A 15443-nucleotide genomic window follows, 5' to 3' on the forward strand; every position below is an offset into this window, starting at 1 on the left:
GTTTATACTTCAAAAATAAAGGAAAAAATATGCAAACAAATTTTATGCATAAAGTAACCAAATTTAGCCTTGTTGCTTCATTATTTATGGCTCTTAGTCTAAACGCAGCTGAGTCTGCAAGAAGCATTACCGATATGCAAGGCGTCAAAGTAAGCGTGCCTGAGAAGGTTGAGAAGATCGCTGCACTGTGGAATGCAAACAACGAGATCATCCTAGCACTTGGCGGTATGGATAAGGTTGTAGCCACAACTGATCTGATCAAAAACAACAAGTGGTTTGAGCACGTCTATCCAAAACTTAAAAATTTACCAGCTGCACTAAATGGCAAAGACCTTCAGATCGAAGAGCTTGTTAAACTTGCACCTGACGTTATCATAGTGTATAACAAAAATTTTCAAGATGAACTTATCAAAAACGGCTTTAGCGCGGTAAATTTGATCTTTAGAGACTATCCAGATATGGAGAAAAGCATCTACGCAACAGCTGAAGTTATAGGCACTGATGACGCTAGAAAAAAAGCTGAAAAACTTGCTAATAAAATCCACGATAACTCTGAGTTTGTAACAGCAAGAACAAAAAGCATCCCTGATGCTAAACGTCCAAAAGTACTTCACCTTCTTGGTGGTGCAAATTTGCTAAAAGTTGATGGTACAAACACCATCCAAAACACTTGGATCAAGCTAGGTGGCGGTGTAAATGCTATCAATACTGAGGGTTCAATGATCGAAGTTAGCGCTGAAGAGATCATCAATGCAAACCCTGATATCATCATCGTTGGTGGTAATGACACAGACGCACAGATCAAAAAGATAAAAGAGCACCCTGCATTCTCTGGCTCAAACGCTGTTAAAAACGGCAAAATTTACGGCAACCCAAAAGGTGTATTTAGCTGGGATAGATATGGTGCTGAAAACGTACTTCAAATTTTATGGGCAGCAAAAACTATCCAACCAGATCTATTTAAAGATGTCGATATGAAAGTAAAAACAAAAGAGTTTTATAAAGAGTTTTTAAATCACGATCTTAGTGACAAAGAGTATGGCTATATCTTAAAAGGTCTAAATCCAGACGGTAGCAGCAAATAAGATATGAAAAACGCAAATTTTTCAATAGTTGTTATCTTTTTAGCTCTACTAACGCTTCTTTGCGCCTTTGTCGCACTTGGCGTTGGTAGATTTTACATACCTTTTAACGACGTCTTTAGCGTGCTAGCTCACAGCTTTGGTTTTGGAGATAGCGCAGCTAGCAACATCACAAATGTGATAGAAAATTTACGCATACCGCGCATTATAGCCGCTATCTTAGTCGGTGCTGCTCTTAGCGTGAGCGGTGCAGCCTATCAAGGCGTCTTTAAAAACCAGCTAGTTAGCCCAGATCTTCTAGGCGTCTCGGCTGGTGCTTGCGTGGGTGCTGCAACTGCCATTATCTTTGATCTATCGCTATTTTGGGTACAGGCTTTTGCATTTGGCTTTGGTCTAGCAGCTGTTGTTATCACTCTAGCCATACCAAAGATGATGGGGCGCACCAGCACGCTTATGCTAGTTCTTTCTGGTATCATTGTAAGCGGCCTAATGGGCTCAATAATCGGCTTTTTAAAATATGTCGCCGACCCAGAGACAAAGCTACCTGACATCGTCTATTGGCAACTTGGAAGCCTAGCAAAGCTTGATAGCGATAACTTAATATACATCGCCCCAGTGATGATCATCTGCGCCATTTTACTAATCGCCATGAGCTGGCGTATAAATTTACTCTCTCTTGGCGACGAGAGTGCAGCAAGACTTGGCGTAAATGTCGCTTTTGAACGCGCTATCGTTATCATATGCGCTACGCTTCTTACGGCGTGTAGCGTTTGCATAAGCGGTATAGTCGCTTGGGTGGGACTTCTCATGCCTCACTTAGCTCGCATGCTAGTTGGTGCAAATAACATAAAAAGCATGCCTGCAAGCATATTTATGGGTGCGATATTTTTGCTATTTGTCGATACTCTAGCACGCAGCATAAGCGTGAGCGAAGTGCCTCTTGGCGTACTTACTGGCTTTATCGGCACGGTATTTTTCGTCTGGGTCTTGTGGCGAAATAAAAAGGTTGCGTGATGCTTGAAGTTAGAAATTTAAACTTTAGCTACCCAAATGGGGCTGGCAAACTAGAAAATGTAAATTTAAAGATAGGCGCTGGGGAAATTTTAACCATTCTTGGTCGAAACGGAGCTGGCAAATCAACAACTTTAGGCTTAATAAGTGGCTCACTAAAGCCAGTATCTGGAGAAATTTTTCTCGATGGTAAAAACGTAGAGAGTCTAAGTAATAAAGACCGAGCAAAAATAATGGCCTACGTCGCTCAAAGCGAGATCACAGAGTACGACTACACCGGGCTTGAGTTTATAACAATGGGTCGTGCAGCACACCTTGGTATCTTTGCAAGGCCTAGTAAAGAAGATGAAGAGATAGCTAGGATTTACACTAAAAAGCTTGAGATCGAGTATCTTGAAGAGCGTTTTATTACGCAGATGAGTGGCGGTCAAAAGCAGATGTGTATGATCGCTCGCGCGATGGCTGCGCAGCCAAAGATGATCATATTTGACGAGCCAACGAGTGCGCTTGATTTTGGCAACCAGTATAAATTCCTACGTACAGTAAAATGGCTCAAAGAGCTTGGCTACTCGGTTGTGCTAACCACTCACAACCCTGACTTTGCTGTGCTTCTTGGCGGATATGTCGCTCTTGTAAAAGGTGATGGCGAGGTTGGATTTGGCACAGTTGATGAGATCATAAGAAGCGAAAATTTAAGCAATCTTTACGGACTAAATTTAAACGTGAGCTACATCGACGAAGTGCAAAGAGAGTGCTGCCTAACATATCCTCTTTAAATTTATCTGCTTTCAAAAGGATAAATTCTTTTGAAAGCACTTTTTGTACTTTTTGTTATTTCACACATACTGCCTTTGGAGTAAAAATGAAAAAGTTAATTTTGATTTTATTTTTTGCATTAATAGCAAATGCTACAGATAAATTTAACTGCGATAAGCGCTACTGTAAAGAGATGAAGAGCTGCGAAGAGACATATCACTACCTTAGAAAATGCGGACGCAGTGGATTTGACCGTGATCGTGACGGCATACCATGCGAAAATGTATGCAAAGAGCGCAGAATAGAAAAATAATTTTATAAATTTTACAAAGCTTAGCCTTGCCACTCACTTCAAATTCGATAAATTATAAAAATTTAAACAAGTCAAAAGAGCCAGTAAAAGAAAATCAAAAATTTTAAGTTAAGTTAAAAGCAACTGGGTATTATTTTTAGCAAGTGCTGCTACTCTAGCCTTTGCAGCCTGTGTGATATCATCCTCGTAGTCGTAGAAGTTAAATGTCGCTCCGTGCTGGAAAAAGCCATTTAGTATGTCGCCACTTTGGCGGTTTTTCAGATCAAGCTCGGCCACCTTAAAGCCGTCATTTGTCGCGCAAAATTCTTTTAGTCTAGCTGGTGTCTCTTTTAGCTTGGTAAATAAAAAGCAGTATCCATCGCCACCGTTTCGCCCTACTCTACCCCTTAGCTGATGAAGCGTGGCAAGGCCGAGCCGCTCAGCCCCTACAATCACTATCGTATTTAGCCTTGGCAGTGAGATTCCAACCTCAACAACGGTGGTCGAGAGTAAAATTTCGCCCTCTTCTCTAAATCGCCTTAAAATTTCCTCTTTTTCCTTATCCTTGCCGTGCGTGACGAAGACATTTTTGAAATTCTTTAGCCAAAAGCCCTGCGCCTCGTTTAGGCTTTGATAGTTTGAGCTCTCGCTGCTCTCAACTAATGGATAGATGATGGCTACTTGAAAGCCGTTTTCTAGCTGCTTTTTGATGTGAGCGAGCAGATAGCCAAACTCGCTAGCACCCAAAATTTGGCTCATTATATTTTTCTTAAATGGCATCTGCTTTAAAAAGCTAAAATTTACGATCTCAGACTGAATTAAACTTAACGTCCTTGGTATGGGCGTAGCTGAAAACTGCACGAAATTTGCTCGCTCGTCCTCGTTTGAGGCAAGCTCTTCTATCTTTTTGCGCTGATTTGAGCCAAAGCGGTGTTGCTCATCGACCATGACAAGCGGCGAATTTGGTAGCTCGTGAAAGAGCAGCGCATGCGTACCAACGATCAAATTTACCCCACTAAAGTCTATCTTTTTCTCCCCGCTTCGCACGAGCATCACATTCATAAAAGGCGGTAGCAGTCTCTTTGCTTCATTATAAATTTGCTCGCTTAAGATGCTTGTTGGAGCCATCAAAATGGCACTTTGAGGATAGACACTGAGTGCTGCTGCTAGGATCACTAGCGTCTTGCCACTTCCCACGTCGCCCATTATGACGCGCCTTTTTGCCTGCACAGCGCTAAGGTCGTCTCTGATGTCATTTACCGCATTTATCTGGTCGTTTGTCGGCGTAAATGGCAGGCTCTTAAGCCAAGAGTCTATATCAAAAAGCTTGATTTTTGGGCTTTTAAAGTAGGTTTTTTTCGCACTTAGCTTTTTTATATAGTTAAAAATTTCTACAAATTTTAAAATGTGCGTACCCTCGCCATCATTTTTTAGGCGGTATAAAATTTGCACGCTTTGCTCGTCTAGCCGCTGCAAATCAGCTAGAAATTTAGCCTCTTTTTCATTTAAGCCCTCGGCTAGTAAATTTTGTAAATTTAGATATTTTAAGATGAGTTTTTTTAGCTCTTCGTCTTTTAGCTCGGTCTTAAATCTAGGCACTATCTGGCCTATTTTTGTGGTGATTTTTGGATTTACGATCTGCCAAGAGCCAAAGGCGTAGGAGCAAAGCCCATATATCGCCATCTCTTTGCCGATCTTAAAAGTGCCGTAGTGCCAAGACTTTGCGTTAAAAATGATGATCTTTACGCTACTTTGCCACTGCTCACAAAAGGCAAGCGCCGTTAGCATGCCAGGGCGCGAGGCGAGTGATGTGATCTTTACATTTATGCAGATCTGCCCTTCTCTTGGACTCTTAGCGATCGTCGTATCCTCAAAGCCCTTTGGTAGCACAAGAGCAAGGTCAAGTAGGCTAAGCACGCCTATTTTTAGAAGTTTTACTCTATCGCTTGCTTCAAATTTCATTTTTTAGGACGTAAAAACTTAGCTGATTGATCTCTGCGTGGGCTTTTATGAAGCTATTTAGCTCGTTTAGCGAAAGGACTGAAATTTTATCAAGATCCTTTAAAAATGCCCCAAGCTCGCCATGCTCATAAAACTCGCTTTGCGCGATATCAAGGCGTTTAAATAGCGTCTCAAGCCTAAGTGGCAAAGAGCCAAGTAAGAATTTCTTCGCCTGATCAAGCTCGGCCTTGCTAACGCCTTTTTTGCTAAATTTTAAAATTTCCTCTTTTATAACGGCGATAGCCTCATCTTTTTTTTCATTTTTTGTCTGCATATAGCCGTAGAGCTGGCTGTAAGAGAGATTTAGCAAATTTCTAGCATAGGCGCTATATGCAAGCCCTCTTTTTACGCGGATCTCCTCCATGAGCCTCGAGCCAAAGCCACCCTCACCCAGGATAAATGTCGCCACTGCAGCTTTGTATTTCTCCTCAGGTTTTACGTTAAATGGTGCACCAAAGTAGATGTATGCCTGCTCGCTTTGCCTGATGATCTCGCTGCTTTCGCACTTATCGCTTGGGCTAAAGTGCTCTAACTTTCGAGCTTTACCAGGTTTTAAAATTTCTAAAACACTAGCAAGCTCTTTTGTCTGTTTCTCGTCGATGTCGCCGCCTAGCACGCAAAGCAAATTTGAAAGGTCTAAATGCTCGTTTAAAAATTTCCTTACGTCTTCAAGCGTTATAGCTTTTATGCTCTTTTTAGTGCCGATACTTGGCATGGCAAGCACGCTTTCTGGGTACAAAAGCTCAAAAAGCCCCTGCCTTGCTAAGTAGTCAAAGTCGTTTTCATTTGCTGCGATCTCGCCAAGTGTGACGGTTTTGCACCTATTTAGAATTTCATCAGTTAAATTTGGAGCGCTTATAAGCTCTTTTAGCTTGCCGCACGCAAAGGCAAAGTGCTCTTTTAGGCAGTTTAGATCTATGCAAAATGTCTCAAAGCCACAGCTTGCATTTAGGCTAATCGCCCTTACTTCAAGCTCTTTGGCAAATTTAGCCGAGCCTAGCTTCATATCGCCCTCGTTTAGTAAATTTGCACTTAGTCTTGCAAGGCCTGCTAGCTTGCCATTTTGTGAGCTACCAGCTGCTTTGAAAACAAGTCTGAGGCTCACTACTGGCATCACTTTTGAGCTTTCAAAAACGACTGGAATTTTTACATTTTTTACATTGATATCTAAAATTTTCATCTAAAATTTCTCCAAAATATCGTAGTTTGTGTTGCGCTTAGCTGGAATTTCTCCGACATCTTTTATAAGCTCGATCATCTGGTCTTGATTCATCCTAAAGCTAGCCCCTGCGGCCTTTACGACGTTTTCCTCCATCATAGTGCTACCAAGGTCGTTTGCGCCAAAAAGAAGCGCTAGCTGACCAACGTAGCTGCCCTGTGTGACCCAGCTGCTTTGGATATTTTTAAAGTTATCCAAAAAGAGCCTTGAGACCGCAAGAAGTCTTAGATAGACGTTTGAGCTTTGCTTTTTGATCTCAGGGAATTCTTGCATGAGCTTTGTGTTTAGCCCTTGAAAACTCCAAAGTATAAATGCCCTAAACCCAGCTGTTTCATCTTGTAAATTTCTGATGTGCTCCCAGTGCTCTACGATCTCACGAGTGCTCTCAACCGTGCCAAACATCATAGTAGCAGTTGTCTTTATGCCAAGCTCGTGCGCCTCTTTGTGTATGCGAAGCCAGTCTGTGGTGTCGCATTTTTTTGGGGCGATGATGTCACGAACGCGGTCGCTTAAAATCTCTGCTCCAGCCCCTGGCATCGAGTATAAGCCCTTTTCGTTTAGGCGTCTTAGGACCTCTTTTGTAGAAATTTTTGAAACTCTTGCGATGTAGTCGATCTCAACGGCCGAAAAACCATGTATCGTGATGCTTGGATAGTGCTTGCTGATGTAGCTTACAAGCTCCTCGTACCACTCGATCTTTAGCTTTGGATGAACGCCACCTTGAAATAAAATTTGCGTGCCGCCAATGGCGATAAGCTCCTCGATCTTCTTGCCAATCTCCTCAAAACTTAGCACATAAGCGTCTTCCTCTTTTGCGTGGCGGTAAAATGCGCAAAATTTACAATCCACCCAGCAGACATTTGTATAGTTGATGTTGCGATCTACGATGAAGGTCGTAATGCCTTCTGGATGAAGCTCTTTTTTTCTAGCTAGCGCCATCTTGCCAAGCTCGTGAAGCGGTGCATTTTCTATAAGATCGATGGCTTCATTTACACTAAGTCTTTTCAAATTTAACCTTTTATTTTGCTTATTTTTGGGCGAGAGTTTAGCCAAAAATGCTTTTAAATATGATAAATCAGGCGTTATGAAAAATTAATTTTTAAAGGCTAAAATGTGAGAAATTCTTTAAAGGAGCGAGTTATGAAAAAGGTTATATTTGCCGTTATCTGCGGTCTATTTTTAGTTGGTTGTGCTAAAAATGAGCCAAAGCCAGCTGAGCCTCAAGGTGCAAGTTGCGGATGTGCTCATCATCAAAAAATGATGCAAGAAAATATGCCAAGCTGCCCTCATCATGGCATGCAAGGTGCAATGCATGAGCAAATGCCAGCAGGCTGCCCAGCTCACGCAAAATAGATAAAGTGCCAAATGGCACTTTATTTTAATATAACCTTATCTCCCTTAGTGCCTAAAACCTGCACTTTCTCGCCGTTTTTTAGCGCTCCGTCATACTTCCAAAGAGTGCCTTTAAAATAGACCATATTTTCTCTGATCTCGCCAACTCCTGGCTCATCTAAAAACTCCTCGTTAAAGCTCTCTTTTTTAGCCATAAATTTACTCTTTAACGGCGCTTTTAAAAGCACAAGAAGTACAATCGCAATTGCTGCTGTAATTAAAATTTGATAGCTCCAAGCAAAACTAAAACCAAAATTTATAGCTCCAACTACGATAAAAGCTATGCCAAAAAATAGCAAATAAAACGAGAAAAAGATAAACTCGGTGATGCACAAAACCACACCGATTGCTATCATTATAAAAGGGCTGATCACGCCTTATCCTTAGCTAGGAAATTTTTCAAAACGCTAAGTGAACCAATAAGCTCAGTCGCCTCATAAGGGACTAAAATTTTATCTTTTGAGCTATTTTTAGCTAGCTCGCTAAATGCCCCGACTCTATCGCGAGCGAGCAAAAATTCTGCTGCATTTGCGTTTTTGCTCATACTATCATTTATCATATCCATAGCCTCTTTTTGAGCCGTTGCGATAGCGATTTGTTCGTATTTTTTCGCATCAGCCATACGCTCTATAGCCTCCGCTTGAAGTACTTTTTCTTGTTTTAGTGCTTCGGCATTGCGTATTAGTGCCTCTTTTTCAGCCAAGGCTTTTAGCTCGATCGCACGTTTTTCACGCTCAGCTTTCATCTGCATATTCATCGCCTCTTCGATGCCAAGTGGGACAGAAATTTCAGAAATTTCTACACGCATGATCTTTACGCCCCAGTTACCAGCAGCGTCGCCAAGAGCCACTTGAAGTGCGGCATTTAGGCGGTCACGTGAGCTTAGTGTATCATCAAGATTCATCGCACCTATCTCGCCACGAAGCGTAGTCATGGCTAAATTTGCAATGGCACGCTTGTAGTTATCGACATTATAAACCGCCATTTTCGCGTCAAAGACCTTCAAAAAGACGATACCATCGACGCTTATGTTTACGTTATCTTTTGTGATGACTTGCTGTTTTGTGATATCAACAAGCTGCTCTTTTACGGTGATGATCGCTCTTATCTGATCGACAAATGGGATAATTATGTGAAATCCGCCATCAAGCACTTTGTGAAATTTGCCAAGTCGCTCGATGAGTAGATTATCAGCTTGTGAGACGATCTTGATACCAGCCTTTAAAAATAAGAACGCAAAGATAACCAGAACTACGACTAAAACGCCAAATGCTTCGATTTGCATTTTTACTCCTTTAATTTATAATTTGTTATTTTCTTAAGTATTATAATACATTTTAAATTTTATTTTCAAAAAGGATTAGCATGAAAAATTTTATATTTGCACTAAGTGTGGCTCTACTTTTGGCAGGTTGTGCCTCATCTAGCCAAAACGCAAACGTCCCACAAGGCAAATGTGAAGTAAAAAGTAGCTGTGAAGCTCCGATTAACAGCATCGAGGGCACTTATAAAGCATTTTTACCTTGCGCTAGCTGCATGGGTGTTGATTCACGCTTAACATTAAAAAAAGATGGCACATTTGAAAGCGTGATGGACTATAAGTCAAAAGACAACTACAAAGCCGTTAGCAAAGGCAAATACTCAATCGAAAATGGTGTGATAACAACGATTGATGAGTATAAAGAAAAGAGCTTTTATAAAATAGAAGGCGAGAACCTAAAAATGCTAGATATGGATCAAAAAGAGGTTACTGGCGAGCTAAAAGATAAATACATCTTTAAACGCGTAAAATAAATTTTAAAGGCAAAATGATATAATTTTGCAATTTTTAAGGAGTTGCAAATGAAATATCTTTTTGCCATACTTATCTCATTTTTCATCCTTGGTTGCGCAAAAAATGAAAATTTAGAGCCAAAACAAAACACACAAAATACAGCAAAAGAAGACAAGCCGTTAGTTCAGGCAAATACACCCAAAAAGCCAGAAAAGCTAATACTTCCAAACTCAATTTATAGTAGTTTTCACACTATTTTGCCTTGCCCAAACTGCGAAGGCATAAAAACTATCATTACGCTAAATAAAGACAAAACTTACACAAAAACAATGCTTACTATGGATAAAGAAGTAAGCTTGGTTGAAAAAAATGGCACATTTGATGTTGATGATAGTGCTATCATTTTAAAAGATGAAAATGGCAATCTTAGCTACTTTGCACCAAATAAAAACTCACTTCTTCAGCTTGATGATAAGAAAAATAAGCGAGTTGGCGTGCTAGCTCAAATTTATAATTTCGAGCCGGTAAATAAAGCTTACAAAGATAGTTTTTTTGCTAAATTTTATAAATTTAAAAACAAAGATAGTTTTTTAGATATCGTAATCGTATCAAGTAAAAAAGGTGCGAAAATAAGTTTTTATTCATCATTAAAAAATGGCTCGCCACTTTGCGAGTTTAGCTCTGAGCTACTTTACGATAAGGGAATTTTTTACCTTTTAGATGAAAAAGGCATTGCTCTAAGCATACACAGGATAAATAATGCAATTTTTCTAGTAGCAAATGATAAAATTTGTAAAAATGCTCACATAAGCGGACGATATAAGAAAGATAAAGATCAAAAAAATCTCTTTGGCAAAGGCTTTTTTGCAGAGCTGACAAACGAATCAGCAAATAGAGATGTGATAAAAATTTATGGCTCAAAAAACATAAAACGGGATAACACAAAAAAAGAAAACAGCTACATCGTAACAAACAAAAATGAAAGAATTTTTGAATACACCTTGCTAAATGGCATTATTACAAACATTGAAATTTATTCAAACGAGTTTAAAACTCCAGAAAATATCAGCCTTAAATCAAATTTCAAAGATATAAAAAATTCTCTTGTTATCTCTAAATTTAGTAGCGACAAAAACAATATCTATCTAAAAATAGATAGCCACGATATGCTAATCACACTAAAAAATCCACTTGCCAAAGATATAACAAGCCTAAACGATATCCCAGATGAAACAAAGATAGAGCAAATAACGCTAATGTGGAATCAATAAGTTGAAAGAATATCTTAAACTTTTAAAAGAAGAGAAAAATTTTCGCCTCTTAAGCATCATTCAGCTTATATGCTATTTTGGCGTATGGTTTTCGCACACAGGTATCTTTACCCTTCTTATCAAGCTTGACGCTCCTGTCTGGGCGATCACATTAAGTGCGGCGATGGCATTTATCCCAGGTGTTGTCATAGCTCCGTTTAGTGGAATTTTAGTTGATAAATTTAGCCCAAAACCAATGCTTGTCATCATGATGACAGTTGAGACGACAAGCGTTTTCATGCTTCTTTTTATAGACTCACTTGATTTTTTATGGCTACTTTTACTCATCATTTTTGTTAGAAATGGCACTGGCGGAATGTATTTTCAAGTAGAGATGAGCGTGCTGCCAAAAATTTTAAGCAAAGAAAATCTCAAACTCGCAAATGAGATCCACTCTATCATCTGGGCGGTCTCATACACTGCTGGCATGGGGCTAGCGGGAGTTTATATACACTTTTTTGGTATTAAAAGCGCCTTTTTGCTTGATGGCATACTATACATTCTTAGCTTTGGATTTTTATATTTTTTAAATTTACAAGGTCTAAAGCCGGAATTTATAGAAAAACCACTAAAAATGCTAAAAAATGGCCTTGTGTATTTAAAGGAAAACAGGCTTATCGTGCATCTTATATTTTTGCACGCCTTTGTTGGCATTACCGCTTATGACGCATTGATCGCACTTTTGGCTGATTACAAATATGCAAATTTACTCTCGACATCATTAATTATAGGACTATTAAATACTTCAAGATCCATTTCGCTTATGTTTGCTCCAGCCATACTTAGTAAATTTATAAATAAAAATACGCTTATTTTCGTATATATCGGTCAAGGCCTTGGTATCATCATATGGGCTTTATCGCTTTGGAATTTTTATCTATCGCTTATTGGCATTATCTTTGCTGGATTTTGCACATCAAGTCTTTGGAGCTACACCTATACGATGCTTCAGCAAAACTGCAAAAAAGAATTTTATGGCCGAGTGATTGCATATAATGATATGATTTTTCTTGGCTTTAGCGCTCTCATTTCATTTATCATTGGTCTGCTTTATGATATTGGACTTAGCGTTGAGATGATTGCAAGTTTTATGGGAAGCCTCTTTTTTGTAGGAGCTTTTTACTATCACGTCGTATTAAAAAGCTACAAAATAAGGTGATTGATTTTAAATTAAGTCGCCCAAGTTAAAAGGCGACTTAGTAAATTTTTATTTTTTTAGATAGTAGGTAGTTCCATTTGAAAAGCGCTTTTCATAAGCTGGAGTGTAAGGCACAAGATCAGCGTGCCCAGCGTAAAGCCTACCATCTGGCTTAAGCAATTTATGAAGCCTCTCAACGCATTTTAATCTAAAATCATCATCAAAATAGATCATCATATTTCTTGAAAGTACGATATCAAATTTTCCTAGATTAAAAATAGCATCATCAAAAACATTTAAAATTTTAAACTCACACCTTGGTAAATTTTCTTTTTTTATCTTAAATTTATCATCAACTTTTGTAAAAAATCTCTCTTTTTGAAAATCGCTTAATCTATGTAAGCTCCTCTCACTAAAAATACCATTTTGACAGCTTGCTATGGCTTCTGAGTTTATGTCTATACCTACGATTGAAATTTCATGCTGTTTAAATCCCATCTCATAAGCAAGCATTGCGAGCGAATATGACTCATCTCCAGTAGAGCAAGGAGCACACAAAATTCTAGCTCCTCCAAGCTCCTTTGCGTAATAGATCACATCTTTAAGTTGAGGCAACTCTCTATAAAAATAAGTCTCATTTACAGTTACTAGATTTAAAATGTCTTGTCGCAAGCTTGAGTTATATCTTATCATCGAAACAAGATCTTTAAAGCTTTTTATCTGGCGATCTCTAATAAAAATGGTAATTCGCTGCAATGTAATATCTCTTTTTGGCTCCAGATCAACTCCGCAAAGAGTTTTGATAACATTCATAAATTCATTAAAACTATCCATATCTTGTGAAGTATTTGTTTGCATTGTTTTTGTATCTTTTGCGTCATTAGTTAATAGCATTTAAAAAATCCTCCAGCTCTTTTTTTATCATAGTTAGATTTAATGATTTTAAGCTTTGATTTAGCTCTTTTGCACGTTTTGGCATACCATAAACTATCGCACTCTCTTCATTTTCAGCTATACATTTTGCTCCAGCCTTATAAAGCTTATCAAGCCCAGATGCACCATCATCTCCGATGCCAGTTAGCAAGATAGCTAAGACATTTGCACTTTTGCAAATTCCAACTCCAGATTTAAACAACACATCAACATTTGGCGTATATATAGTCTTTTCTTCTGTATTTGGTTTTGCGCTGATTGGTAGATTTGGCGACACCACTACATTTTGTTCGCAGACATATACGGTATTTTCTTTTAAAATTTTCCTCTCATTTAAAATTTCAACATCCAAGCCACACTCTTTTCCGATTTGCATAGCAAAAGAGTTTATAAACATTTTATTCATGTGCTGGGCTATCACGATGATAGCTCCATTTAGTTTTACGTTTTTTAATAACTTTTTTAAATGCCCAGGCCCGCCAGTAGACGCCCCTATTAATATTAATTTTTGTGCCACAAATAGCCTTTAAAATTTTAATTTAATATTTAGCTTACGCCACTTTTTGTATATCGTCAATATCCCCGCTACTCTTTATATGCCTTGCTAATTTTTAAGCAAATTTATAGATCATTTCTTTGTGATCTTATATAAAAAGCTAAAAATTTCAGCAACAGCTTTATATAAATTTGGTGGAATTTCTTGATCAACTTCAACCTTGCTTAAAATTTCAATAAGATCAGGATCCTCTTTGATCGGTATATCATGCTCTTTTGCAAGATCAATTATTCTATTTGCTATCTCACCAGCGCCACTAGCCAGCACTCTTGGAGCATTATCTTTAGATCTGTTGTAGCCAAGAGCTACTGCTTTTTTCTTATTTACTTGCATTAAATTTTCTTATCAAAGCCCACATCAAGGCCACCAAATTTTTTAAATCTATCATTTAGCTTTACTTTTGACAAAGTTTTGATATTAAAGTTTGAAACTATGAGTCCAAGCTTTGATATTGCTTGTTTTAATTCGCTAGAGTTTGAGAGGATTAGCTCCTTAAACTCATTTGTTTGCGTAGCTACCGAAAGATCAATATATCTTTTATCAATAAGTCCAACCATCACATTTATCTGTCCAAATTTCTTAAAATTTAGATCGATCTGAGCGTAAAATTTATCCTTTTTGCCTTGCTTAAATGTGATATTTCCACCCTCAACGCCGTCCCAAATATAAGGCATATAAGTTTGGATCCCGCCTTGAAGACTTGATATCATTTGATGCATCTCGATCTGCGAAATCATCTTATTTGCAGCATTTACGCTTTGCGGGTTTTGACTCTTTTCACTGATATTTAAAAGCGTACTTTTTATATCTTGGCTTAGTACCCTTGAAATTTCGCTGCTATTTTTAGTCGTAATGTTATTTATATCGTTTGTGGCGAGATTTAACTGCTTTAAAAGCGCCTTGCTCTCGCTTAGCTCATTTTTAGCCAAACTTGCCTTAGCGTCAGCAAGACTTAGGCTATGAGCAAGACGTCTCGCCGCGCTTTGGAGCTTATCTTGCAAGCTGCCATCCTTTGAAACATCGCTCATCTCATTAAACGCCTTTACAAGCCCTGCTTCATCGCCTATATTATTTAGCGTTTTTAGATCGTTTTTTATGCTATCAAGGATAGTTTTTAGCTCTTTGTGATTTTGGCTAAAACCAAAATTTTGATTTAGCTTTTCATTTGCTAGGCTTGCGACTTTCTCGCTTAAATTTGAGATGAAATTTTGCATTTTGCCTATTTGATTTTTTACTAGCTCGCCATTTTGATCTTTTGAAAAATTTTTATCTAAAAATTTAACCACACTATCAAGCTTATCAACATCTTTTAAAAGAGTTTTTATATTTGAGTTATCAAGGATGTTTTTTGCATCATTACTCGCTTTTTCAAGTATAGAAGCAAGTTTTGAAAAAGAATTTTGATTGTCTAATTTTTCATCATTTAGGGTTAAAATTTGATTTAGCAAATTCCCGCTTGAGAGATTTTTTATATCACTTAGTAGCTTCTGAACCGAGCTTGGAAGCTTCTCTGGACTAAGTGCATCTTTTAAATTTGCTTCAAGCATTACGCCTGAGTTTTTGATCTGATCATTTAGTGAGCCAGCTTTTAGATCGGCTATTGGTTTTAGAAATTCTTTTAGTTTTAGTGCAAGGCTCTTTATCTCAGGGCTTTCATTTTGGATTGCCTCAGTCTCTAAGCTTTTTGCAAGGTCTGATAGCTCGCCTGCTAAATTTGGAGCGATTTTCGTATCTTTTGCCTGAGATAAAATTTGTTCAGCCCTGCTAAGACTTGAAGCACTTTTTAGATCATCAAGTACTCTTGCAACGAGTTTTCCAACATTATCAAGTGTCTCTGAAATGCTCTGCTCACTAGGCGTTTGTACGCTTGGCTGATTTTTAAAAAGCGAGCCTTCATTTTTACGAACTGGCACATTTTGAGCAGTATTTTGTCCAGTTTGAACCGAAGTATTTGATATATTCAAAGAATTTCCTACGTT

At 38.4% G+C, this 15443-nt stretch carries 17 protein-coding genes; 8 read left to right on the plus strand and 9 right to left on the minus strand.

Annotation, left to right across the window (positions count from 1 at the left end; genetic code table 11):
• The first annotated feature begins 29 nt into the window (after positions 1-29).
• The 4 genes from F3H01_RS07425 (at position 30) to F3H01_RS07440 (ending at position 3162) form a co-directional block, all read left to right on the plus strand.
• Positions 30-1085: an ABC transporter substrate-binding protein gene (locus tag F3H01_RS07425; protein ID WP_087584767.1), complete on the plus strand. Its 1056-nt coding sequence runs from the start codon at positions 30-32 to the stop codon at positions 1083-1085.
• A 3-nt stretch (positions 1086-1088) separates the two neighbouring features.
• The gene (locus F3H01_RS07430) at positions 1089-2096 is read left to right on the plus strand and encodes a FecCD family ABC transporter permease (protein WP_087584766.1); all 1008 of its coding nucleotides are present in this window, start codon (positions 1089-1091) and stop codon (positions 2094-2096) included.
• Positions 2096-2869 (plus strand): ABC transporter ATP-binding protein, encoded by a 774-nt coding sequence (locus F3H01_RS07435; RefSeq protein ID WP_149725335.1) that lies wholly within the window; start codon positions 2096-2098, stop codon positions 2867-2869. The genes F3H01_RS07430 and F3H01_RS07435 overlap by 1 nt, the downstream gene beginning before the upstream one ends.
• Before the next feature lie 86 nt (positions 2870-2955).
• Positions 2956-3162, plus strand: coding sequence for an excalibur calcium-binding domain-containing protein (locus F3H01_RS07440; RefSeq protein WP_149725336.1), 207 nt, complete (start codon positions 2956-2958; stop codon positions 3160-3162).
• 108 nt (positions 3163-3270) lie between these two features.
• Here the strand turns inward: F3H01_RS07440 and recG are convergent, their stop codons facing one another.
• The 3 genes from recG to F3H01_RS07455 are packed head-to-tail and all read right to left on the minus strand — an operon-like array spanning position 3271 to position 7369.
• The gene (gene recG / locus F3H01_RS07445) at positions 3271-5103 is read right to left on the minus strand and encodes an ATP-dependent DNA helicase RecG (protein ID WP_149725337.1); all 1833 of its coding nucleotides are present in this window, start codon (positions 5101-5103) and stop codon (positions 3271-3273) included.
• Complete coding sequence (locus tag F3H01_RS07450; RefSeq protein WP_107897993.1) at positions 5093-6322, minus strand: M16 family metallopeptidase; 1230 nt, start codon at positions 6320-6322, stop codon at positions 5093-5095. Before F3H01_RS07450 ends, recG begins: the two co-directional genes overlap by 11 nt.
• Positions 6323-7369 carry a dehypoxanthine futalosine cyclase gene (locus tag F3H01_RS07455; protein ID WP_107897994.1) on the minus strand — a complete coding sequence of 349 codons (1047 nt, stop codon included), beginning with the start codon at positions 7367-7369 and terminating at the stop codon, positions 6323-6325.
• A gap of 132 nt (positions 7370-7501) precedes the next feature.
• On the opposite strand from F3H01_RS07455, the gene F3H01_RS07460 reads away from it, so the two are divergent.
• Positions 7502-7714: a hypothetical protein gene (locus tag F3H01_RS07460; RefSeq protein WP_087581098.1), complete on the plus strand. Its 213-nt coding sequence runs from the start codon at positions 7502-7504 to the stop codon at positions 7712-7714.
• Positions 7715-7734: 20 nt separating this feature from the next.
• Here the strand turns inward: F3H01_RS07460 and F3H01_RS07465 are convergent, their stop codons facing one another.
• Together F3H01_RS07465 and F3H01_RS07470 are read right to left on the minus strand one after the other, a co-directional pair.
• Positions 7735-8127 (minus strand): NfeD family protein, encoded by a 393-nt coding sequence (locus tag F3H01_RS07465; RefSeq protein WP_149725338.1) that lies wholly within the window; start codon positions 8125-8127, stop codon positions 7735-7737.
• Complete coding sequence (locus tag F3H01_RS07470) at positions 8124-9038, minus strand: SPFH domain-containing protein (RefSeq protein WP_054196349.1); 915 nt, start codon at positions 9036-9038, stop codon at positions 8124-8126. The genes F3H01_RS07465 and F3H01_RS07470 overlap by 4 nt, the downstream gene beginning before the upstream one ends.
• A gap of 80 nt (positions 9039-9118) precedes the next feature.
• Between F3H01_RS07470 and F3H01_RS07475 the strand changes: the two genes are divergently transcribed.
• Genes F3H01_RS07475 through F3H01_RS07485 form a run of 3 tightly spaced genes read left to right on the plus strand, consistent with a single transcriptional unit; the run spans position 9119 to position 11996 of the window.
• Entirely contained in the window at positions 9119-9547 is a 429-nt protein-coding gene (locus tag F3H01_RS07475) for a copper resistance protein NlpE (protein ID WP_149725339.1), read from the plus strand.
• 48 nt (positions 9548-9595) lie between these two features.
• Positions 9596-10798 (plus strand): copper resistance protein NlpE, encoded by a 1203-nt coding sequence (locus F3H01_RS07480; RefSeq protein WP_149725340.1) that lies wholly within the window; start codon positions 9596-9598, stop codon positions 10796-10798.
• Between the two features lies 1 nt (position 10799).
• Positions 10800-11996: an MFS transporter gene (locus F3H01_RS07485; RefSeq protein WP_149725341.1), complete on the plus strand. Its 1197-nt coding sequence runs from the start codon at positions 10800-10802 to the stop codon at positions 11994-11996.
• 48 nt (positions 11997-12044) lie between these two features.
• On the opposite strand, the gene F3H01_RS07490 is transcribed toward F3H01_RS07485, so the two are convergent.
• The 4 genes from F3H01_RS07490 to fliK all read right to left on the minus strand — a co-directional run bounded on the left by F3H01_RS07490 (position 12045) and on the right by fliK (position 15428).
• Positions 12045-12869, minus strand: coding sequence for a CheR family methyltransferase (locus F3H01_RS07490; RefSeq protein WP_081004427.1), 825 nt, complete (start codon positions 12867-12869; stop codon positions 12045-12047).
• The gene (locus F3H01_RS07495) at positions 12856-13425 is read right to left on the minus strand and encodes a CheB methylesterase domain-containing protein (protein ID WP_021090732.1); all 570 of its coding nucleotides are present in this window, start codon (positions 13423-13425) and stop codon (positions 12856-12858) included. Before F3H01_RS07495 ends, F3H01_RS07490 begins: the two co-directional genes overlap by 14 nt.
• A 111-nt stretch (positions 13426-13536) precedes the next feature.
• Entirely contained in the window at positions 13537-13797 is a 261-nt protein-coding gene (locus tag F3H01_RS07500) for a FlhB-like flagellar biosynthesis protein (RefSeq protein WP_021090972.1), read from the minus strand.
• Positions 13797-15428, minus strand: a complete 1632-nt coding sequence (fliK, locus tag F3H01_RS07505; protein WP_188116365.1) for a flagellar hook-length control protein FliK — start codon at positions 15426-15428, stop codon at positions 13797-13799. Before fliK ends, F3H01_RS07500 begins: the two co-directional genes overlap by 1 nt.
• Positions 15429-15443 lie beyond the last annotated feature (15 nt).

It is taken from the genome of Campylobacter concisus, from assembly GCF_902460875.1.
GTDB lineage: Bacteria > Campylobacterota > Campylobacteria > Campylobacterales > Campylobacteraceae > Campylobacter_A > Campylobacter_A concisus_AA.